This window comes from Fructobacillus apis (assembly GCF_023893635.1).
Taxonomy (GTDB): domain Bacteria; phylum Bacillota; class Bacilli; order Lactobacillales; family Lactobacillaceae; genus Fructobacillus; species Fructobacillus apis.
Window position 1 is genome coordinate 159,197 of record NZ_JAMWYK010000002.1, and the last position, 20,926, is coordinate 180,122.

Annotated in this window: 22 protein-coding genes; 8 read left to right on the forward strand and 14 right to left on the reverse strand. The window is 48.3% G+C overall.

Features of this window, described 5'->3' with window-relative positions; all coding sequences use genetic code 11:
• Nucleotides 1-68: 68 nt before the first annotated feature.
• Both NFX39_RS02620 and NFX39_RS02625 read right to left on the reverse strand, forming a co-directional pair.
• The gene (locus NFX39_RS02620; protein ID WP_252442738.1) at nucleotides 69-1,919 is read right to left on the reverse strand and encodes an APC family permease; all 1,851 of its coding nucleotides are present in this window, start codon (nucleotides 1,917-1,919) and stop codon (nucleotides 69-71) included.
• A 119-nt stretch (nucleotides 1,920-2,038) separates the two neighbouring features.
• The gene (locus NFX39_RS02625; protein ID WP_252442739.1) at nucleotides 2,039-2,791 is read right to left on the reverse strand and encodes a methylenetetrahydrofolate reductase; all 753 of its coding nucleotides are present in this window, start codon (nucleotides 2,789-2,791) and stop codon (nucleotides 2,039-2,041) included.
• Nucleotides 2,792-2,877: 86 nt separating this feature from the next.
• Here NFX39_RS02625 and NFX39_RS02630 point away from each other — a divergent pair, with 86 nt between their 5' ends.
• The gene (locus NFX39_RS02630; protein ID WP_252443024.1) at nucleotides 2,878-3,207 is read left to right on the forward strand and encodes a thioredoxin family protein; all 330 of its coding nucleotides are present in this window, start codon (nucleotides 2,878-2,880) and stop codon (nucleotides 3,205-3,207) included.
• A gap of 69 nt (nucleotides 3,208-3,276) precedes the next feature.
• Here NFX39_RS02630 and NFX39_RS02635 read toward each other — a convergent pair whose 3' ends face one another.
• From NFX39_RS02635 to NFX39_RS02685, 11 genes are all read right to left on the reverse strand, one after another.
• Entirely contained in the window at nucleotides 3,277-4,170 is an 894-nt protein-coding gene (locus NFX39_RS02635; RefSeq protein ID WP_252442740.1) for a S1C family serine protease, read from the reverse strand.
• A gap of 27 nt (nucleotides 4,171-4,197) precedes the next feature.
• A complete protein-coding gene (locus tag NFX39_RS02640; protein WP_252442742.1) occupies nucleotides 4,198-5,502 on the reverse strand; it encodes a sensor histidine kinase in 1,305 nt (434 codons plus the stop codon).
• Entirely contained in the window at nucleotides 5,486-6,184 is a 699-nt protein-coding gene (locus NFX39_RS02645) for a response regulator transcription factor (RefSeq protein WP_252442743.1), read from the reverse strand. The genes NFX39_RS02640 and NFX39_RS02645 overlap by 17 nt, the downstream gene beginning before the upstream one ends.
• Before the next feature lie 98 nt (nucleotides 6,185-6,282).
• Entirely contained in the window at nucleotides 6,283-6,648 is a 366-nt protein-coding gene (locus NFX39_RS02650) for a type II toxin-antitoxin system PemK/MazF family toxin (protein WP_252442745.1), read from the reverse strand.
• Nucleotides 6,649-6,683: 35 nt separating this feature from the next.
• Entirely contained in the window at nucleotides 6,684-7,829 is a 1,146-nt protein-coding gene (gene alr, locus NFX39_RS02655) for an alanine racemase (protein WP_252442747.1), read from the reverse strand.
• On the reverse strand, nucleotides 7,826-8,230 hold the full coding sequence (gene acpS / locus NFX39_RS02660; RefSeq protein ID WP_252442749.1) for a holo-ACP synthase: 405 nt from the start codon (nucleotides 8,228-8,230) through the stop codon (nucleotides 7,826-7,828). Before acpS ends, alr begins: the two co-directional genes overlap by 4 nt.
• Before the next feature lie 68 nt (nucleotides 8,231-8,298).
• Nucleotides 8,299-9,594, reverse strand: coding sequence for a D-alanyl-lipoteichoic acid biosynthesis protein DltD (dltD, locus tag NFX39_RS02665; protein WP_252442751.1), 1,296 nt, complete (start codon nucleotides 9,592-9,594; stop codon nucleotides 8,299-8,301).
• A 6-nt stretch (nucleotides 9,595-9,600) separates the two neighbouring features.
• On the reverse strand, nucleotides 9,601-9,837 hold the full coding sequence (dltC, locus tag NFX39_RS02670; RefSeq protein ID WP_213808856.1) for a D-alanine--poly(phosphoribitol) ligase subunit DltC: 237 nt from the start codon (nucleotides 9,835-9,837) through the stop codon (nucleotides 9,601-9,603).
• Nucleotides 9,838-9,877: 40 nt separating this feature from the next.
• Nucleotides 9,878-11,095 carry a D-alanyl-lipoteichoic acid biosynthesis protein DltB gene (gene dltB / locus NFX39_RS02675; protein ID WP_252442753.1) on the reverse strand — a complete coding sequence of 406 codons (1,218 nt, stop codon included), beginning with the start codon at nucleotides 11,093-11,095 and terminating at the stop codon, nucleotides 9,878-9,880.
• Nucleotides 11,088-12,617, reverse strand: a complete 1,530-nt coding sequence (gene dltA / locus NFX39_RS02680) for a D-alanine--poly(phosphoribitol) ligase subunit DltA (protein ID WP_252442755.1) — start codon at nucleotides 12,615-12,617, stop codon at nucleotides 11,088-11,090. Before dltA ends, dltB begins: the two co-directional genes overlap by 8 nt.
• Nucleotides 12,618-12,629: 12 nt before the next feature.
• On the reverse strand, nucleotides 12,630-12,770 hold the full coding sequence (locus NFX39_RS02685) for a teichoic acid D-Ala incorporation-associated protein DltX (protein WP_252442757.1): 141 nt from the start codon (nucleotides 12,768-12,770) through the stop codon (nucleotides 12,630-12,632).
• A gap of 146 nt (nucleotides 12,771-12,916) precedes the next feature.
• Here NFX39_RS02685 and NFX39_RS02690 point away from each other — a divergent pair, with 146 nt between their 5' ends.
• From NFX39_RS02690 to NFX39_RS02720, 7 genes are all read left to right on the forward strand, one after another.
• A complete protein-coding gene (locus NFX39_RS02690) occupies nucleotides 12,917-14,137 on the forward strand; it encodes a hypothetical protein (RefSeq protein WP_252442759.1) in 1,221 nt (406 codons plus the stop codon).
• A gap of 38 nt (nucleotides 14,138-14,175) precedes the next feature.
• Nucleotides 14,176-15,099, forward strand: a complete 924-nt coding sequence (locus NFX39_RS02695; protein ID WP_420842956.1) for an alpha/beta hydrolase — start codon at nucleotides 14,176-14,178, stop codon at nucleotides 15,097-15,099.
• A gap of 14 nt (nucleotides 15,100-15,113) precedes the next feature.
• Nucleotides 15,114-16,004 (forward strand): TPM domain-containing protein, encoded by an 891-nt coding sequence (locus NFX39_RS02700; RefSeq protein ID WP_252442761.1) that lies wholly within the window; start codon nucleotides 15,114-15,116, stop codon nucleotides 16,002-16,004.
• Nucleotides 16,005-16,070: 66 nt separating this feature from the next.
• Nucleotides 16,071-16,697: a LemA family protein gene (locus tag NFX39_RS02705; protein WP_252442763.1), complete on the forward strand. Its 627-nt coding sequence runs from the start codon at nucleotides 16,071-16,073 to the stop codon at nucleotides 16,695-16,697.
• A gap of 404 nt (nucleotides 16,698-17,101) precedes the next feature.
• Nucleotides 17,102-18,175 (forward strand): AEC family transporter, encoded by a 1,074-nt coding sequence (locus NFX39_RS02710; RefSeq protein WP_252442764.1) that lies wholly within the window; start codon nucleotides 17,102-17,104, stop codon nucleotides 18,173-18,175.
• Between the two features lie 86 nt (nucleotides 18,176-18,261).
• Nucleotides 18,262-19,275, forward strand: coding sequence for an NAD(P)-dependent oxidoreductase (locus tag NFX39_RS02715; RefSeq protein WP_252442765.1), 1,014 nt, complete (start codon nucleotides 18,262-18,264; stop codon nucleotides 19,273-19,275).
• A gap of 210 nt (nucleotides 19,276-19,485) precedes the next feature.
• Entirely contained in the window at nucleotides 19,486-20,316 is an 831-nt protein-coding gene (locus NFX39_RS02720; protein ID WP_252442766.1) for an SDR family NAD(P)-dependent oxidoreductase, read from the forward strand.
• Between the two features lie 78 nt (nucleotides 20,317-20,394).
• Here the strand turns inward: NFX39_RS02720 and NFX39_RS02725 are convergent, their stop codons facing one another.
• The gene (locus NFX39_RS02725) at nucleotides 20,395-20,925 is read right to left on the reverse strand and encodes a DUF4811 domain-containing protein (protein WP_252442768.1); all 531 of its coding nucleotides are present in this window, start codon (nucleotides 20,923-20,925) and stop codon (nucleotides 20,395-20,397) included.
• Between the last annotated feature and the right edge of the window lies 1 nt (nucleotide 20,926).

Below are 20,926 nucleotides of genomic sequence, written 5' to 3' on the forward strand. Positions count from 1 at the left end.
GAGCGACAGCAACTTCTTAAAAACATAAAAAGACCGCAGCCAACGCTGCGGTCTTTTTGATTCCTTGCTTACTCTGACAAGTGGTAGTAGTAAGTGGAGATTGAAATGTTATCCATTCCGGAAAGCGCGGCGCGCAAACGGAAGGATGATTGGTTGTGTAAAATGTTTTGCCAAGGCTTCTTTGGCACGAACTGAGGAATGATGACCGTGACAGAGTGGTTGACCTTCTCAGATTGCTTGGAAACCTTCTTTACGAAGCCGACAACCGGCTTCACAATCGAACGGTAAGACGTGTGCACGTCCACGTAGCGAACGTCGCCAAAGTCTTCCTTGAACTGCGCCTGGATCTTCGCTTCGCGGCCAGGGTTCTCATCGAATGAGACGTGCATGGCGACGACTTTGGTAGCGATTGATTGAGCGTAATCGACAGCTTCAGACGTCACACGAGTCAGGTTGGAAACCAAGACGATCGCCGTTGAACCATCGTATTCGTGACGAACGGATTCGACGTTGTTCACGTACTGCAAGCGCAGTTGACGGGCGATGGCTTCGTAGTGGCGGTGAATCTTGAAGAAGAGCGCCAGAACCAAAGGCATGATGATCAAGTAAGGCCATACGTGCGTCAAACGCGTGATGAACAAGACGACCACGAGGGCGGCTGACATCGCAGCACCGATGAAGTTGATGATGGACTTAAACCACCAAGCGCGTTCATCGTGACGGTTGCGGAACCAGTGGATGATCATACCGGACTGTGAAAGTGTGAATGGCACGAAAACACCGACGGCGTACAACGGAATCAAGTTGTCCGTTGAACCGTGGAAGACCACCGTCAAAATCATGGCACCGATAGACAAAGACAAAATACCGTTGGAGTAACCCAAGCGGTCACCACGGTCCAAGTAAAGGTGTGGCAGGTACTTGTCCTTGGCCAAGTTAACGGCCAAGACTGGGAAGGCTGAGAATCCCGTGTTGGCAGCGACGGCCAAAATCAAGGCCGTGGCCAATTGCACGAGGTAGAAGAAGATGTTGTGTCCACCAAAGGTCACGGCGGCGACTTGGGAAAGCACCGTTGAGTGAGCGTTTGGTTGGATGCCGTACCAGTATGAAAGGAACGTGATACCCAGGAAGAAGAAGGCCAGGATTCCAGCCATCATCGTCAAAGTCGTAGCCGCATGCTTCTCCTTTGGCTCCTTGAAGTTTGGCACCGCGTTTGAGATGGCCTCGACACCGGTCAATGAAGATGAACCGGATGACAGGGCGCGCAGGAAGAAGATGATGGAAAGACCTGAGAAGTCCGTTCCAATCTTAGCAGCTTGGTGCGCAGGGATGGCACCCGTTGCGGCCTGGAAAAGTCCAAAGGCAATCGTGATGAACATGACCACGATAAAGAAGTAAATCGGCACCATCAAGAAGTTGGCGGATTCACGCAAACCGCGGAGGTTCAGGGCCGTCAAAACCAGGATGGTCACCAGTGACAACGGTACCGCAAAGCTGTAGAGCGCTGGAATGGCAGCCGTGATGGCATCGGCGGCGGCTGACGCGGAAACGGCAACCGTCAACATGTAATCGACGAGCAGCGATCCACCAGCAACCAAGCCGGCCTTGGCACCCCAGTTTTGGCTGGCAACCGTGTAGGCTCCACCACCGTTTGGATAAGCTTTGATGATTTGACGGTACGACAAAACGATGGCCGCCAACAAGACCATAATGATGAGGGCGATTGGTAACTGCAACCACAAGGCGACAGCCCCAGCCGCAATCAATACAGAGGTGATTGATTCGGTTCCATAGGCCACTGATGACAGGGCGTCGGAAGAAAGCAGGGCAAGGGCCTTTGACTTAGTCAAAGACTGTCCAGCGGCTTCCGAACTCTTCAATGGTTTTCCGATAATGACACGTTTAAGGTTACGAAACATGGTTTCTCTCCCGTTTTTTTATCTTGATAAGTCCCTATTGTACGCCTTTTATTTGAATAAAAAAAGACCCTAGAAAGGCTTTTATACCAGCCTCAAAGGAGTCGCTTTTTCTTTTTTATTTAATTCATTCCAAAGTGGTGGAAGAAAGTGAAACCTTTTTCTTCTAGAACCTTTACCTGTTGGTCAAGAAAGACCTTTTGATCGACTTTACATTCTTCCGGTACGTTGATGGCAAGCCTTTTTTCAATCCAATTCATCGTCTTGTCACTCAAGGAATCAACCACCCCTGGAACAAGAACAAAGCGTCCCGCAGACTCTTTTTCAATTTCCATCAGTAGTTCGTCATCAAAGAAAATCTGAGTAATGAACCAATCAGCACCCGCCTGGGCCTTTTCGTTCAGCTTTTCGATACTCGTCAGAACTGTTTTTGAAGCGCCAGGGTTAACGTCGATCGTCGAGGCTAAGACCAAGTCATCCCCCGCCTCTTCACGCAGGGCAGCCATCAGTTCCACGGCGGTGGAAAAACCGTTTGCTAAGCGTTGTTTATCCCCGCTAATAACAAGGAAATTGACGAGTCCAAGCTGCCTTGCCCGTTTTACAAAAGAATCCAGCGCATCGCGGGCAACGTCTCCCGCCCGTAAGTGAACGAGCACCGGCTTTTGGTAATGGAGTTGCAGCTTCGAGGCTGCTTCTAACAGTTCATCAAAATCCGCGCGCGACTCTCCTTGGTTCACCAAGGACAAAAAGGCCGCCTTTTCTTGCTTATGGTCCAGACCATTTTCAAGGACGTTTTGGACTTTGGCAAGTGTCAGTTCCAAAGAATAACCGTCTAAATCCTTGATGTCACTACTTTTTATTCGATAGTCAGCCATTGACACTTTCCTTTCTTATTAAACGTAAAGCAACTCGACCAATTTTCACTTCTGTGTTAAAATTGAAGTCAATTGGAGGTGCTATGATGTACAAACCGGAATCACACACAAACGAACAATTGGCCGAATTCATCAAACAACCCGGCCGTAACTTGGTCTTCATGTCCACGGAATGGTGTGGCGATTGCAAGATCATCAAGCCTTTCGTTGAAGGATTGAAGGAAGAAATCACCAAGTCATCCAACTGGATGGACGCCGATCGTGATGAAAACCTCGACTGGGCCGCCGATCATGGTTTGAAGGGTATTCCAACCTTCGTCTTGTTCGAAGACGGTAAAAAGGTTGACCAAATCGGTCACGGTGAACGAATCACACCAAAGCAAATTGAAGAATGGTACCAAGGTACACTTTCTTAATAACATCTATTTTAACAAATACTAAAAAGCGGTTGCTTCGAATTGAAGCAGCCGCTTTTTTAGTATTCGTTACCGACCGATGAAAGCCAGCACTTGGTTTGATGGAATGGCAAAGCCCATCCCCTCGACGTTTGTGTTTTGAGCCGAAGCCGTGATCTTCGATGAGGCAATTCCAACCACTTGGCCGGATTCGTTAATCAAAGCACCACCAGAGTTTCCCTGGTTGATAGCGGCATCGGTCTGAATGACCGTCACCTTTCGGTTATTGGTCTCAGCTGCCGTGAGGCTTCTTTTGGCAGATGAAACGATTCCCTTGGTCATCGTTGACTGGTAGGCCGCACCCAGTGGTGAACCCAGTGCCATGACGGACTGTCCCGTTTTCACGTTATCGGAGTTTGCAAAGGTCGCCGCTTTCTTAAAGGCCGTCGACTGAACACGAATCAAGGCCAAGTCCTGGCTTTGATCGGCGCGGATCACTTTGGCGGTTACCTTGTCCCCGTTTGCATCAATCACCTGAATGGAAGCGGAATTTTGAATCACGTGGGCGTTTGTCACGATATCAACGGAGTCCTTGTTGATGTCGACCACGACACCAGAACCTTCGGAAGCCGTTTCGTAATCATTTGCTTCGGACTTCTTGTTCTGGTTGTCAAAGGCGTCGGCCCCTTCAGACAAAGAAGCGGACTTCTGCAGGTTCTGGACCGTCACCACAGAATCTTTCATGTCATCAAAGGCCTTCTTGGCCTTCTCGTTTGAGACATAGCCAATCGGCGAAACGGTTGCCATCCCCGCGGCGTTCGTGTGCGTCGCTTTCGCCAAACGGTTTTGGTACCAAGAGTTTGGCAACGTGCTGGCCATGACGACTGCAGCACCGACAAGAAAGGCCAAGAAGACAGCTAAAACGATGCGAATGTGATGGCGCAACGTTGAAATTTCGTTCTTAATCAGTTCTTCACCCTTCATGATTCATCCCTTTCTTCCGTATTCCAATCAGAGGGGCAGGTTTACTTTGAAGACCGTCCCCTTTGGTTGGTTATCACTAACGGTAATTTTACCATTGTGCGCGTGAACTATCCATTCGGCAATGGACAGTCCCAGACCGGTTCCACCGGTCTTTCGATTTCCTGTTTTGTCTTCCCTGTAGAAACGATCGAAGATGTGCTTCTTTGCTTCATCCGAGATACCACGTCCCGTGTCGGCCACGGAAATCTGAAGCCACTTTTTGTTCACACTGGCCGAAACGTTAATCTTGTCGCCCTCTTCTGAATACTTGAGAGCGTTATCCATCAACAGAACGAGCAACTGGTGAATCCGCTTCTTATCGATGGAAATCTTTTGGTTCACGTTCACGTCGACGGTTACTTCCTTACCGGAAATTTCACCCATCTCGATGTAAGGTGACAAGGCCGTTGCCAAGAAGTTCTTGACGTTGGTCTTTTCCTTTTCAATCTTGGTCATGTTCGATCCGGTCTTCGCCAGGGTCAACATGTTATTCGTCAATGAGTTCAACCGTCTGATTTCAGACAGTGACAAGATAACGGAGTCGGATTCTTCTCGAATCGTCGACGTTGGCCGCGTCAACATGTTCTCCAACTTCCCTTGAATAACAGACATGGGCGTCCGTAGTTCGTGGGCGGCGTTGTTAACGAAGTCCTGTTGTTGCTGCCAGGCCCGTAAGATGGGTTTCATTGACTGACGGGCAATGTAAAAGGCAAAGAGCAAGGCGAAAATAAAGGCGGCCAGGAAGGACCAAATCATCACGTCCTGGAACTTCTTCAAGTTGACCACCGTATCGGTAACATCGACAAAGACGTAACCGTAGGTAGCGGATTGAAGCCCGTTACTTCCTGGTACCAGGACGGTCCCCTTCTTAAACTTCACGGCCTGGATTCGCAGGTAGGTGTTGTTTCGACGAATCGTCTGTGGCCCATCACCCAGGTCGTTTTGGTTGAAGTTCAAGGAGAACTTACGAGTCAAAACGTTCCGTGTTCCCGTGTTCACCTGGTTTTCGATTTGCTTTCCAGCCGCATCGAAGTAGAGCATGTTTCCACGGAAGACCTCTGGGTCGTGGCCGAAACCAAGGTCCTTGTCCTTGCTGTAGCTGTTATTTGGTGAGTCGGTTACCTGCTGGTAGTAGGACACGTACTGATTGATGACACGGTCCGAGTTGTCATAAATCGTGGAAGTATAAATCCAAAAGATAATGCCGGCCAGGAAGGTAAAGATAATCATTAATCCCAATGCCAGCGTGGCGAAGTTATCAATTTGCTGTTTTCGATTAATCAGCCTGCTCATCTGGCACCTCTAAGATAAAGCCGATGTTACGAAGCGTTTTAATCAACCCGCCTTGGCCGACGGATTCAAGCTTACGACGCAAGTTGTTCAAATAAATGTTCACCACGTTAATCGTGGTATCGGAATCAACACCCCAAACGCGGTCGAAGATTTGATCACGCGTGACGATGATGTTTTTATTTTGTCCTAAGTAAGTCAGAATATCGAATTCTTTTCCAACTAACTTGACGGCCTGACCATGTACGGAGACACCGCGGTTTTCCAAGTTGATGCTGAGTTCACCAACCGTCATCGTGTTGTCTTCTGAGTAGACACCGGTACGGCGGAGCAAGGCCTTTACACGCACGAGCAATTCTTCGCGGTGGAATGGCTTCGTCAAATAGTCGTCGGCTCCAACGTTGAACCCTTCGATTTTATCGTCGAGGGAAGCCTTGGCCGTCAAAATCAAGACGGGGGTTACCACCTTCGCATCGCGGACCTTTTTGATGATGTCGAGCCCTGATTGGCCTGGCAGCATGAGGTCACAGATGATGAGGTCAAATGGTGATTCCTTCGCTTCGAATTCACCGTCTAGTCCGTCTTGAACAGACGTAACGTCAGCAAAATCCTTTAGTGAATCCACCACGTTGTCCGCCAGGTTCACATCATCTTCAATGAGTAAGATTTTAATTGCTTTTGCCATGTGTAACACCCCTTTTTAAAGCGTCTTTTTCTTTGATTCTATTAAAATTAGCAGGATTAGATTAAGGCTAAATTAAAGCACTCACCTTTCGTCGTTTTTTAATTAACGGCCAATGAAATTTTGAGCGCTTTTTCCACTGCCTTCATAGTAGCACTATCGGCCGCCAAATGACCAATTCGGTCTCGCAGGCGAAGCTTGTCGATCGTTCGAACCTGTTCACCTAAAATGATGGAATCCTTCTTCATGATGCCCATTTCAGCCGGTAACTTCACGTGGGTGGGCAACTTCGCCTTCATCAACTTTGATGTGATGGCCAATACGATGGTCGTCGGTGCGTTTTGGTTTCCCCGGTTGTTTTGGACAACCAAGACGGGGCGCACGCCCCCTTGTTCCGAGCCGATGCCCTGTTTCAAATCAGCAAAGAAGACATCGCCTCTTTGCACGTTTTCATAATCTGCAGCCATGTTATCCTCTTTTTATGTACGGGCAAAGCCCTTAATTAATCAACGTCAACTCGCGGCACCCGCTGTGATATGCCCGTGAGCAATTCGTGCGGAATGGTGTTGCCGTAGTCTGCGACGTCTTCGATTTTGATTTCTTTTTCGCCGTTAGTCCCTATAAAAGTCACTTCCGAACCAACCGCAACCGGCTCGTTCAAAGAAATGATAATCTGGTCCATCGTGATTCGGCCGAGAATCTTTTCTTCTTGCCCGTTAACTAAAACAGTCATCCCGGACAGGGTGCGTTTTAAACCATCGGCGTAGCCGACAGGAATCGTTGCCACCCACTGGTCTTCATCCGCCGTGTAGGTCGCACCGTACGAAAGGGATTCCCCCTTCAGCAAGCGGTGGACACCCCAGATTTGACCAACCAAAGACCCAACGGGTTGGATGTCGATTGGCGTTGTCCGGTCCGGCAAGGCCGGGTTATAGCCGTAGAGAACGGACCCCACACGAATGGTATCCGTTGGAACCTCGTCGTGGTGGTAGAGGGCTGAACCAGAGTTGGCGACGTGCCAATACTTTTCTGGAATGGAGAGCCCCTTCACCCTGGCCATGAAGTCGGCCAACTGTTGATCGTAGTATGGCTGGTTATCTTCATCCGCCGTGGCAAAGTGCGTCATAACGCCTGCTAATTCGAAGCAATCCTCTGCACAAACAAAGTTGTACATCGAAGCGAGCTCTGCTCGCGTTTTTGCACCTAAACGACCCATCCCCGTATCCACGGCCAAGTGAATCGCCAGTGGCGGCAACTCCTTATCCGACTCGTCGATTGCCTTCTTTGCGGCCAGCAGCCAGTCAAAGGACCCAGCCACCGGTGCCAGGCGCTTCTCGGCCATCTCATCGGCCAAGAATGCCGGCTGAACGCCGAGCAAAATCACGGAGCAATCTTCAGCAGGCACTGCCGCGCGGACCGTCTCCCCTTCATCCAAGGTTGCCACGGCAAAATCCTTCACCCCGAGTTCGTCGTGGAGGACCGTTGCGGCCCAAGTGTCACCGTACCCGTAAGCATTCGCCTTCACCACGGCAATCAGACGCTTCGCAGAAGCCAGTTCCATAATCGCCTTCGCATTATGAACCAGCGCTTTTTTTGAACGGAAAAATGCCAGCCCACGGCGCTTAAAGGCTGCACTTGTTCTTGTCATTTCTCTCTTTTCTCCCAGCGTTTCTTTGACCATTTCTGAAAGCACGACAGCTTCTCAATCGTGACAATCGTTGAGACGTAGTCCCCCGAATGTGTAATGGCAACGGACAATTCGTTCTTCTGACCCGAAACCGTGATGACCGGACGGCCCATGTCGTCGTTTAAGATGCACATGTCGTGCCAGGACACAGCCTTTCCGATACCGGTTCCCAGTGCCTTCGAATACGCTTCCTTCGCCGAAAAGCGACCAGCCACGAATTCGAGGTAGTGTTTTCCGGAACGTTTGTTAGCGGCAGCCATTTCTTCTGGTGTTAAAATTGTCGACAAAAAGTTCGGGCGTCGGTTCAAAACCGCTTCAATCCGACTGATGGACTCCATGTCGTTTCCAATGCCTATAATCATATTCTTATTTTAACAAAAAAGCACTGACTGGGCGAAATAAATGCCCTCGTCAGTGCTCTTTTCATTAATTATTGAAAGTCAGCGACGCTTGTTTCTGACGGCTTCAAGTTCTGCCAGTCAGTTGACAAGAATCGATTGTTCATTTGATAGTTAGGTGCTTGGTAGTCACCAGACAAGAATGGGTTCAAGAATTGATCCAACGCTAACCAACCACGCCATCCGATGTGAATGGTGTCTTGCATGAAGAAGTCTTCGCCACCACGACGGGACAAGTCCGCAATGTTGTTGAAGCCTTGGCTGCGCAACTGGTACTTAATCTTTGAAACAGATTCTTGGTACATGTCGTTATTCAAGCCAGTGTAATCCATCCAACGCTTGTTAACAGGCGTGATGACGAATTCCACTTCCGTGTTGTTCTTCGCAAAGGTTTCCAATACAGCTTGGAAGTAAGCATACTCGACGGATTGCGTGTAATCGTAGCTCTTTTGAACACCCTTCAACGCACCCTTTTCAGGCATGATTCGCGTACTGTAGAACGAATTCTTGATACGGAAATCGTTGTTAGTCGTGTTCTTTTGACCTTCATCGTAACCGATACGGTCCAAGGCATTCTTTGAGTAAACCTTTGGCAACGGACGGTCATCCTTCTTCACTTGCTTCTTGTAGTTTGAAGAAGAGGAATCCAATTGCGTGAACAAGGCGTCCTGGCGAGCCAAGACTTGACGCTTGACCTTCAAGGTTGAGCGGTCCGTGTGGTTCAAGGCCTTACCTTCAGCTACCTTGGTCAACAAGCGGTTGTAGTAAGCGCTGTTTTTAACCACGTTTTGCTTCTTGACTTGTTGGGCCATGAACTGATCCGTCTGAGATGGCGTGTTACCATCCATACCGAGCAACCAGTCCACCACTTGAAGTGGTGAGTAGAAGAGGTCAAAGGCGGCGTCCGTTCCCGTCTTCGTAAACCACTGTGGGGAAACGATGAAGACGGCCTTCTTTTTCTTCAAACCATCAGGCATTTCTTGCATGTTCAAGAAGTGCACCATTGATTCTGAACCCGCCTTTCCCAACATGAATGGGCGGTAGTTACGGTTGTACTTTTCCGCCAAAACCGATGGGTGGAGGGAATCAAAACGTGACAGTTCGGAAGAACCAAAGAACGGTACGTAGTTCACTTGCTTATTACGGAAGGCAGCGTTCTTAACCGCTTCACCCTTCACGAGTTTTGCTGAGAAAGAAACCGAAGCTTCTTGTAAGTCTTTTTGACTGTAATTTGTCAAAGAGAGTGGTAGAAAGAAGACCAATGCCAACAATAGAAAAGCTGCAAGCACTGGACCAAAAATCTGCCAGAGTTTTTTCTTGTCAGACATTTTGTCTTATCCCATCAATGATTCTACTTTAGCGATAATCTTGTTGGCAGTGTCCCAGTCTTCACGGTTGAATTCTGAAACGGGTGCTTGGATACCGAAACGGCCTTCCAATTCCAACAACAATTCAACAGTTGCCATTGAGTCCAACAAACCTGAATCAAAAAGGTTTTCGTCCATTTGATCAGCCATGTCTTCACCAATGATGTTGTTCAATACTTCTAATACGCCTGCTTTTACGTCCATGAGTGTAACTCCTCTTAACTAATATAATTCAATTTAAATTTTAACGGTGGAACCAGAATGTGTCCAGGAAGCCACAGAAGACCAAGAAGGTCAAAATGACAAAGTGGAAAGTCAAAACGACTGCGAAACATTCTGTGAACTTGTTGTGCGGAATCTTGTCCTTGTGCTTCCGCTTGAAACGAATCCAAGCGTCGTTCACTGCCATTCCGGTCGCGTGCATCAAACCGTAGACCACGTAGAACCAAGTCAACCCGTGCCACAGTCCCATGACAAGCATGTTGACGAAGTAGGCAATGGTTGAAACCGTGTTGCGGTTCTTAATCCACTTGTTCTTCAAGAACAAGAAGACAAAACGCATGAAGACAAAGTCACGGAACCAGAAGGAAAGTGACATGTGCCAGCGATTCCAGAATTCCTTGATGTTCTTTGCCCCGTAAGGCTTGTTGAAGTTGATTGGTGACTCAATTCCCATCACGTATGAGATGGCCAACGCGAAGAGTGAGTATCCAGCAAAATCAAAGAACAAGTACATTCCGTATGAGTAAGCGACGGGAATCAACCACCATGACAAGATCATGCCGTGGTGTGCATCTGACATCGCTTGGTTCTGGAAGTATGGGTAAATGATTTGTCCAAAGTAGTAAGACAAGATGAACTTGTATACAAATCCTAAGAACAACTTCTTCGTTGCTTCACCCAACAATTCAATGTAACGAGAACGTTCTGGGGCAACCGCCGCATCCTTTGCAAAGCGTGAGTAACGGTCGATTGGTCCAGATGACAACGTTGGCATGAAGAGCATGAAGCGGAGGAACATCACTGGCTTGAAGTCGTGGGTCACGCCGTCACGGGTTTCGATGATCATTCCAACAGAACGGAAAGTTAAGTAGGAAATTCCCAAGAAACCAAAGAGTGACAACTGTGCCTTAAACATCCCCGTTCCCGCGATTCGAACCAAGATGATTGGCAGAATGGACAGGAAGGAAGCCAGGTAGAAGACCAAAGCCGAATTGGCTCTCTTCCGGTAGGTGATGTATCCCCAGACCAAGAAGAACTGCCAGATGGAATAACCGATTAAGGCAATTCCCTGATTAATGTAGTGCCCTTCGTCAAAGATTAAGAAGATAAAGGCCAATGAGACCAGAATTTCATAAGTGACAAAGCGCTTTCCGAAGTACAACCCGATTGCCAATGGCAGCAAAGCGACCAAGAGGTACAAGAAGTAGGTCGGATCTCCGTATGGTTGTAAATTAAGCATTACCATTCACCTCGGCAATCAATCCCTTCAGATCAATCTTACCGTTTTGCGTTAACGGCATTTCGTCGCGGTAGATGAAACGAGAAGGCATCATGTATGGCATGATGACATCCTTCAATTCATCCTTGATGGCGTTTGTTAAGTCCATTGGCTTTTCAAAGTCGTTGTCCTTTGCGACAACGATGGCCAAGAGTTGCTTAACTTCGCCGTTTTGGTCGTAGCGTGGCACAGCGGCTGCTTGTTCCACCCATGAAGACTGCGTCAAGTGTTGGGCCACTTCTTCCAATTCGATACGGAATCCGTGCAACTTGATTTGGAAGTCCATGCGACCCTTGTAGTGCAAGAGACCGTCTTCGTCAGCGAAGCACAGGTCACCCGTGCGATAACCAGGTTGTCCGTCAACGTCCAAGAAGGCCGCTTTTGTCTTTTCAGGGTTGTTCAAGTACCCCTTTGAAACGGCTGGTCCAGAAAGAACCAATTCGCCGGATTCACCAGTTGGCAAGACTTTGCCTTCCTTATCCATGATGGTAGCGACCATGTCTTCTTTCATGTAACCGATTGGCAACTTGTCATACTTGGAAAGCACGTCGTCCGTGATTTCCAAAGCAGAAACGGCAACCGTTGCTTCCGTTGGACCGTACGTGTTGTAAATCTTTGCTTCAGGGAAACGTTCGCGCAACTTCTTAGCCGTTGCAGACGTCAACACTTCACCACAGAACAAGAGAGTCTTCATGTTTGGGTAGTTTTCCTGAGTAAAGTCAGGTGAGAGCAAAGCCACGTTGGCAAATGAAGGCGTTGAAACCCAACGGTCCAATTCCATCTTTGGCAAAGCGGCGAAAAGTTGCTTGAAGTCATCGCCGACTTCCTTTGGCAAAGCCTTCATCACACCACCGGTGAGCAAGGCACCCGCCCATGACATCACAGAAACGTCGAATGAGAACGGTGCTTGGGCCAAGATGTTTTGGTTGTCCTTCAAATCGTAGTCTGATGAAAGCAACCAGTTAATGTAAGAAAGTGCGTTCTTGTGTGAAATCTGAACACCCTTTGGCTTACCAGTCGTACCGGAAGTAAAGATGATGTAGTAGTTGTCGTCACCTTCAACACCATGGGTGATTTCGTAGTCCTTACCAGCAGTAAAGGCGGCCTTCAAAGCATCGCCTTGCACAACTGGAACGGAGTCAATCGTCAATGGCAATTCATCCAAGGCGATAACCGCTGCTGGTTGACCGATTTCCAAGATGTTTTCGATTCGGTCGTTCGTTGAATCCTTGTCGACTGGTGCGTAAGCGTGACCAGACTTAACGGCTGCCAAGAAAGCGGCAACCATTTCGAATTGGTGGCCACCAAAGACCATGATTGGTGCCTTGTCGGCCAAGTTTTGGTCGTCCAAGTAAGCCGCAAGTGAATCAGAGTAAGCCTTCAATTCACCGTAAGTGTGCGTCACACCCATTTCGTCGTAGGCGATTTGGTTGGGGTTTTCGACGGCGTATGCGTCGATCTGCTTGTAAATATTTTCAATCATTAGTTAAACCTCTTAGAACTCGTTATAGATAAAGTTTCCACCGGTTACACCAGAGTATCCGTATAAGTAAATTAAAAACAACATGATCAAAAAGTAGACCAGGGTTTTCGTGACAAAGGCAACCCAAGGCCTTTTTATGAAGCGTTGAAACATCGTGTCATGCCCCCAAATTCATTACAATTAGTGTATAATTAGCGGCATAAACGCCACTAAGTTACAGTAAAATACTTCGCCTATTATAGCACAAATTAGACTGCTGTATAGGTGCTCTAAATTGCTTAAGAACAAAGAAGGTACTGATGTTTCAAAGATGTCTAAAAAAATTGGCCGAGCTGGATTTGACTTTTTCAAAACGCTTGCCAGTTTACACGCTATTTGCCGCTTTTAAAAAGATGGTGCCACTCGTCATCATCAACGTGTACTTGCACCTCTTTTCAAAACTGTTCCTCGACCCGGCGGCGCTGTTACCGGCCGTCCTCCACATCAAAATCAAACCATCGCCTATCTATCAAAACATCATGTTTTTGACGTCGGCCTTTGACTACTTAGTCATCGCCTTCGTCATGGCTTTGTGGACGAAGAACTATTTAAATAAGAAACTACAGGTTTTTGGATACGAAAAAGATAACCTGTTGCCAATTCTGGTGAACTTCACTTTGGCGCTTTCCTACGGGTTTGCAACGTACAGTCCGGCCAACCAAAACGCCTTGCACCTGTTAATTCCTCTGTTGCTGACCCACCTGGCGAACATGTCCTTCATCACGATGACCCGCCTTTCAAAGGGCCGGTTCCCCGACTTCGGTTTCGCCTACCTGCTTTGGGCAGCGGTCATTTTGGCGATTGTATCCTACTTGTACGGGCACATGCCATCCGAGTTGATTACAAACGCTTACTCAAGTTTCTTCTCATTGTCATTCTTCTCCCACTGGTATGGCCTGCTCTTGATTGCTATCTTAGCCCCCGTCGTCTTTAGCATCGGTTTGGCTGTTCCAAGCGATTTAGGAACAACGGCGCCGGACTTGGCCCAGGTGAACAGCAACTTGAACGCGGTTTACCAGGCTGTGATGGCGCAGTTGCCATCACCAGCAAACCCCTACTCCGTTTTGACGACGTCGATGATGATCGGGGGTGTTGGGGCGGCGTTGGCTCTCGCCATCGTCTTGGTGTTTTCAAAGAACAAGAAAACACGTCGCCTGGGGTTATTCGCCCTTTTGCCCGCCATCTTTGACTCAAGCAAGATTCTGGCCTACGGTTACCCGCTCTTCTTCCGCCCCTTGATGCTGGTTCCGATGCTTCTGGCATCCGTCTACGGTACGCTGCTCACGGCGGCGTCAATCCTTTCAGGATTTGCACGACCAACGGTCTTTGTGGTGCCAAATAACACGCCGCACGTGCTGCTGGCCTTCTTCGCCTCACAGACACCCTTCCGATCACTAGGCATCACGTTACTCGTCTTGTTCGGGGCATGCCTGATTTACTGGCCATTTGTGAAAGCGGATGAATTGGGGGAACGCCGATGACGAGATTAAAAACTGCGATGACTAAGATTCTTACTTATATGAAAAAAACGCTGACCTTCGTCAAGGACTTGCCGAAGTCAGCTAAGCTGTCGCTCGTGTTAGCGATTGTCTTCGTGTCGATTCTAGGTGGGCTCGGCCGTACGTGGATGCTCTCCGAGCATCAAAACGACCGAGCAATCCAGAAGGCGCGGATGGAACCTGTTATTTTCATCCCCGGTTCCTCGGCCACCATTCGTCGTTTCGACGATTTGATTGACACCCTGAATTCCGAGAGTAAGGCTGAAAACGCCCACTCCGTATTGAAGGTGCAGGTGGAAAAAGATGGTTCTTTGACCTACTCCGGTCACCTCTCGTCGTCTAACCGACAGCCCTTCATCGTTGTCGGTTTTGCACGAAACGAGGATAACTACCCCACCATTCAAGCGGACTCCCAGTCCATGGGAAAGGTGATGTCCGAGCTTCAAAGTAAGTACCACTTCCGTAATTTCTCCTCCATCGGTCACTCAAACGGTGGTTTGATCTGGACGGATTACTTGGAGAACTACTACTCAAGCCAGAGTTTCCACATCCGGACGTTAATGACACTGGGTACCCCTTACAACTTCTCGGAGACTTCCTTAACAAAGAAGACCACGATGTTAAACGACTTCATCGAAGGGTCAGATAACCTACCAAAGGACTTGAACGTTTACTCGATTGCCGGATCCGACGATTACACGGACGACGGTATCGTGAACGTGCAGTCGGTTTTGTCCGGAAAGTACATCTTCCAAAAGAAGGTGGCGAAGTACACGCAGACCACTGTTTCTGGCGACAACGCTTCGCACTCCGACTTACCGGAAAACCCCGAAGTTGTGAACCTAATTCGTGAGCTCATCTTGCAAAACAAGGGAAAGAACCCACGGACCAACGCTAACAAACTCAAGAACGTGACGAACAAAAACGATCGTCCGGATAACTAAGAAAGGAGGCTTTTTTGCTCAAGGAAATGAATCACCCATTTAATAGAAGAAAGTCTTTTCTACTATTAATCACTTCCACCCTGCTCTTCCTCTTTACAGTTGGGATGGCAGCTTCGGCTGATGACCCGGGCCAATTAAAGCCAAACAGCGATAATCCCTTCATCACCGACCGGGCAAAAATCCTGACTGATGAGACCAAGCAGGTCATCAATCAGCAGAACCAAAAGGCCAGCCAGGATGAAAAGCAGCCTCAAATTGCCGTGTTGACCGTCGATTCGACCGATGGCATGTCGATTGCCGATTTCACCAACGAGCTAACGCTTGGCAAGAACTGGAAGGTTGGACAAAAGAAGGAAGACAACGGGATTCTTGTCGTCTTTGCTAAAAACGGCGGACAGAACAAGATTCGTGTCGCCACCGGAACAGGTGCTGAAAGCTATCTGCCCGATGGAAAAATCCACCAGCTCTTCATCAAAAACCAAGAGAACCTAAAAAGCCAAGACATGGAAAAAGTTGACCTTGGTATCAAACAGCTGCTGCTGGATATCGAAGCGTCTTACAACCAAGCACTCGGTGGCGCATCCGAAAAGAAGGATCCGCTTAAAGCTGTGAAATCCGGTCCAGGAATGATCGTTGCCGGTATGCTCGCCATCGTTCTTATCCTCTTGATCATCGCCGTCTGGAAATCCCTGAGCTCTTATCAAGCAAAGGACCCGGAACAAAGAGACCCTTCATCCGGAGCCGGCGACTTCTTCTGGGGCTTTCTCCTAGGCGACCTCCTCTCCTCCGGTCACCACCACTCATCCTACTGGGATGACGATGACGACCACTTCGGTGGTGGCGGTGGCTTTGGCGGCGGCGGCTTCGGGGGCGGAGACTTTGGCGGGGGCGGGTCTGACTTTTAGACTTGCCAGAGACAAAGCGCTTCACCTAAAATGAATTTGTAATTTGAAATAGAAAAGGAAAATACTATGACAGTGATTAACGCAAACACGCCCTTTTATCAAAAGCGCGGATTTCAAGTAACGGCGGGTATCGTTGCCGTTCTCTTGTTTCTCATCACGATGTTCGTTTCATCCTCTAACGGTTTGAACAAGAAGGAACAAAACGTCGACGCGGCAACCGGTGAAATCCAAACGGCCTTGCAGAACCGCGCGGACTTGATTCCGAACTTGGTAAACGCCGTGAAGGGTTCTCAAGGACAAGAATCTGCCATCTATGGCAAGATTGCGGATGCCCGCACGCAGTACAACCAGGCCAAGCAGTCATACGATAACGCTTCAAACCAGGACAAGAAGACCTCGGCCATGCAAGGTCAGGACCGCGCCTTCAACTTGATGGTTTCAACCATCCAAGAAAACTACCCTAATTTGAAGTCCTCCGACCAGATGGGTACGTTGATGGCTCAGATTGAAGGGGCTAACAACCGTGTGACTTATGAACGCAAGAAGTACAACCAAGCCGTCCAAGACTACAACAACAAGGTTGTCTCCTTCCCATCTTCAATGGTAGCCGGCATGACTGGTCATTCTAAGTTGGCCTACTACCAAGCTGATGAAAGTGCACAGAAGAACCCGACGGTTGACTTCAGTAAGTAATCGTCAAAAGAACCGACAAAACCGCTCTACGAGCGGTTTTTTTGTGTCCAACATTTAGGCAACAAAAAAACCCCAGACAAATTGCCTGGGGTTCTCCGATTCTCTCATAAAGAATAATTCTAGTTTAACCGATTCTTTAAGAAAACGCAAGGAAAGTTTAAACGAAAATTAAATAAATTTTCTTTTTGAATTTAAACACAAAGTCAAAGCTCTTCCTACTCCCGTTTTTATAATACATTTCATCAGTCTGTGCTGAAGTAAACCTAATTTCTCCCTCTCTTTTTAAATTTTTAAATATATTCCAAATAGTCATACAAAAAGTAGATTTTTGTTTAATACAATGCTATAATTATTTGTCTAATAATTGACCAATTCATAACAAAAGAACGCTATTGGAGGCTTTTATGAATATCGTAGATTCAATTCAAAAAGTCGTAACTAACGCCTCAATTATTGGTGCCATTGTTGCAACAATCGGTACTATTTTGCTCGGTTACTGGTTACGCAAGACGGACCGTCTGAAGGAAGGTGCCGTTAAAACGTTAACTGCTGTCACGATGACCGTTGCTTTGCCACTCTTGGCATTCAACTCATTCATGACGCCCTTGAACCAAAAGACTTTGGAACAAGGAATGTCAGTGTTGATCTGGGGACTCGTGATTTACATCATCTTGATCATCACGATGCCATGGTTGTACGCCAAGTACGGTAAGGACGAACGAGATGTCTTGGGTGTCCTCACGTCATTTGGTTCAACGACTTTCTTCGGAATGCCAATCGTTGGTGCCGTCTATGGTGCAAAGGGTGTGATGTACGCATCCATCTTTAACATCGGTTACCGTGTCTTCTTGTACTCATACGCTTACATCAAGATGTCTGGTCAGCAATTGAAGGGTGAACACATCAAGAAGATGTTGTTGAACCCAATCGTTATTGCAACCTTTGCCGGACTCTTCTTGTGGTTGGTTCAAAACGCTGCGCCACAAGTTGAAGTGATGGTAACGAACGCCACGACTGGAAAGGCTGCCTTGCAACACGTTGCCTTCTTCCGTTTGGACGCCACGATGCCATGGCTCTTCTCATGGTTTAAGATTTTGGCTTCATTGGCATCCCCACTTGCTTGGTTGGCCATCGGTGCCAACTTGGCCCAGATGTCATTCGGTGAAGCCTTGAAGAACAAGACGGCTTGGTACTACTCATTCAACAAGGTCATCATCGTGCCTGTTGTGATGATCGCTTTGATCGTTGTTACGTCAGCCATGGGTATCTTGCCAGTTGACCACGTCGCCTTGGCAACGATGGTTATCATGATGGCAACGCCGGTTGCGACTGTGGCTGTTAACTACGCCATGGCCTTCAACCGCCAATCATTGATGGCATCCAACACGTCACTTATCTCAACGATTTTTGCAACGGTGGCCATCCCTGTATGGATTATCATCGTGCAGCTCTTGGGCGACATGCCACTCTTCAAGTAATCAGTAAGCAGACGGCCGGGGTTTTTCCTCGGCCGCTTACTTAACCAGAAACTCTCTCATACAAAGAACTTTCAGAGGAGGCCGAGATGGCTTTTAAGATTATTTCATTTGGAACGCGTGAAAACGAAATTTCACACTTTGATGCGTTGAACAAGGAAGGCTTTGAATTAACGTACAAGGCTGAAAACTTGACGCACGAAAACATTGACTTGGTGAAGGGCTTTGACGGTGTCTTGTTGCGTGCCAACAACGTCGCCGACAAGCAAAACTTGGACCAAATGGCTGAATGGGGCATCAAGTATGTCTTCACTCGTACTGTTGGTTACAACCACATCGATTTGGAAGCTGCCAAGGCAAACGATCAAATCGTTGCTTACGTGCCAGCTTACTCCCCATACGCCGTGGCTGACTTGGCCTTCGGTTTGGGAATCATGCAAAACCGTAACTTGGCGGGTGCCGTAGCCAACTCACAAAACTCAGACTTCCGTCCAAACCCAGCTTCATTCGTACCTGAATTCCAAAACCTCACGGTGGGAATCGTTGGAACGGGTAAGATTGGTTTGGCCGAAGCCAAGCTTTGGAAGGGTGTTGGTTCAAAGGTTTTGGGTTACGACCCATTCCCTAAGGACGGCATCGAAGACATCTTGACTTACAAGTCATTGGAAGACTTGCTCAAGGAATCCGACATCGTTTCCTTGCACGTGCCATACTTCAAGGGCACAAACGACAAGTTCTTTGCCGAAAAGGAATTGAAGATGATGAAGTCTTCAGCCATCTTGGTGAACACGGCCCGCGCCGAAATCACGGACGAAGAAGCCATCATCGCTGCTGTGAAGGACGGCGAAATCAAGGGCTTTGCGACGGACGTTATCTCAAACGAACGCGCTTACTTCGGTCAAGTAAAACCGGAAGCAGCCAAGGATTCTGCCTCAATCATGGCACAGTTCCAAGCGCTCTACCCTAAGATCGTGTTGACGCCGCACATCGGTTCATACACGGAAAACGCCTTGGACGACATGATTTCAATCTCATACGCTAACTTCAAGAACGCCATCGAAGGCAACTTCGAAAACAACTTCTTGGTGTCACCAGAAGCGTAAGTTAAACTTGCCAAAGTCGGGCCCGATTCGGGCCCGGCTTTTTCATTTGCCTTCCCATCCCCCGCCATCAAAATCCCTGCAACCTCGCACGCTTCATCCCGTCTCCCCCCATCTTTTCCATCCCAAAAATTCCGTTTGAAACACCGCCTTTTCCTACGTTAGAATGGTCGTACACAAAAACGAGAACGAACGAGAAAAGGAGAAAAACACATGGCAAAGACATGGTTTATCACTGGAACCTCATCCGGATTTGGAAAAGACCTGGCCATCCGTTTGGCTAAGCAATCAGACGTGAACGTGGTCGCAACGGCCCGTCACACAGAAGCACTCGACTACTTGGATGAGTTCGACAAGGGTCAAATCTTGAAGGCGCAGTTGGACGTGACAAAGCCAGAAGAAATCAAGGCGGCGGTGCAAGCGGCCGTCGATAAGTTTGGAACCATCGACGTTTTGGATAACAACGCCGGATTGGGCTACTTCTCCACATTCGAAGAAGGAACGGACGCTGACATCAAGAAGATGTTTGACGTGAACGTCTTCGGGCTCATCAACGTGACGAAGGAAGTACTGCCAATCATGCGTAAGCAGAATTCCGGAATCATCATGGGCTTGTCATCTGTCCTCGGACAGGTCGGACTCCCTTCCCTTTCTTACTACGCGGGAACGAAGTTCGCGGTTGAAGGAATGTACGAAGCCTTGAAGCAGGAACTTTCCAAGACGAACATCAAGGTGATGTTGATCGAGCCGTCCGGCTTCCGCACGGACTGGGCCGGCCGTTCATCAAACAAGACGGATACGAAGTTTCCTGACGTCTACGGCGACGTGCAGGCCGGAATCGATTCCGTCGGTAAGGGTGACGAACCGGGTGACCCTAAGAAGGCCGCGGAAATCATCGTGAAGACGGTGGAAAAGGACGAGGAATTGCCATTCCGTTTGCCACTGGGACAAGCTTCGGTGGAAGGAACGGAAGCAAAGTTGAAGGCAGACTTGGCCGAAATCGAAAAGATGCACGACCAAGCGGTCTCAGCCGACTTTTCATAAGCTAATAGAAAAACAAAAAGAGCCACTCCCAAAACGGGAACGGCTCTTTTTTTTAAACGACATCCAACAACGAGACGTCTACTTTTCGATAATCTGCCAAGCAGCAGGTACTTGAAGCACGTGCTGAACCGAAATCAGTTCCTGATCACTATCGTGATCAAATAAGAATTCCATCAAATCTGACTCGTAAGTCCAGGACTTCGTAGTTGTCTTGACCTGAGCGTTTTCCACGTTGGCCTTTTCAACGGAAGACTTTGTCTTCGTCGTCTTCACCATGTTCTTCTTGTCAGGAGCGAAGTGTGGCGTTGCTTCCGCAGCGTTCTCGCTATCCTTGTAAACCAAGACCTGGTTGTCGGCCCCAATCTTCTTTGTAGCCACAGCCTTCATTGGAGCTTGAGCAGGCGTGATGGAATAAACCTCTTGGGTTGAAACCGTCGTGCGCTCCTCCATTCCGAAATGGCTGTTCATGTTCATGGACAAGAGCACGATTCCGGCCACCGTAAGCATTCCGAAGATACCGGAGAAAACGGCGCGCATCACGTTGTTTTTGAGTAAGAAAGCGGAAATAAAGGTCAGGACAACGAGTCCCGCGATAATCCAAATTAACATA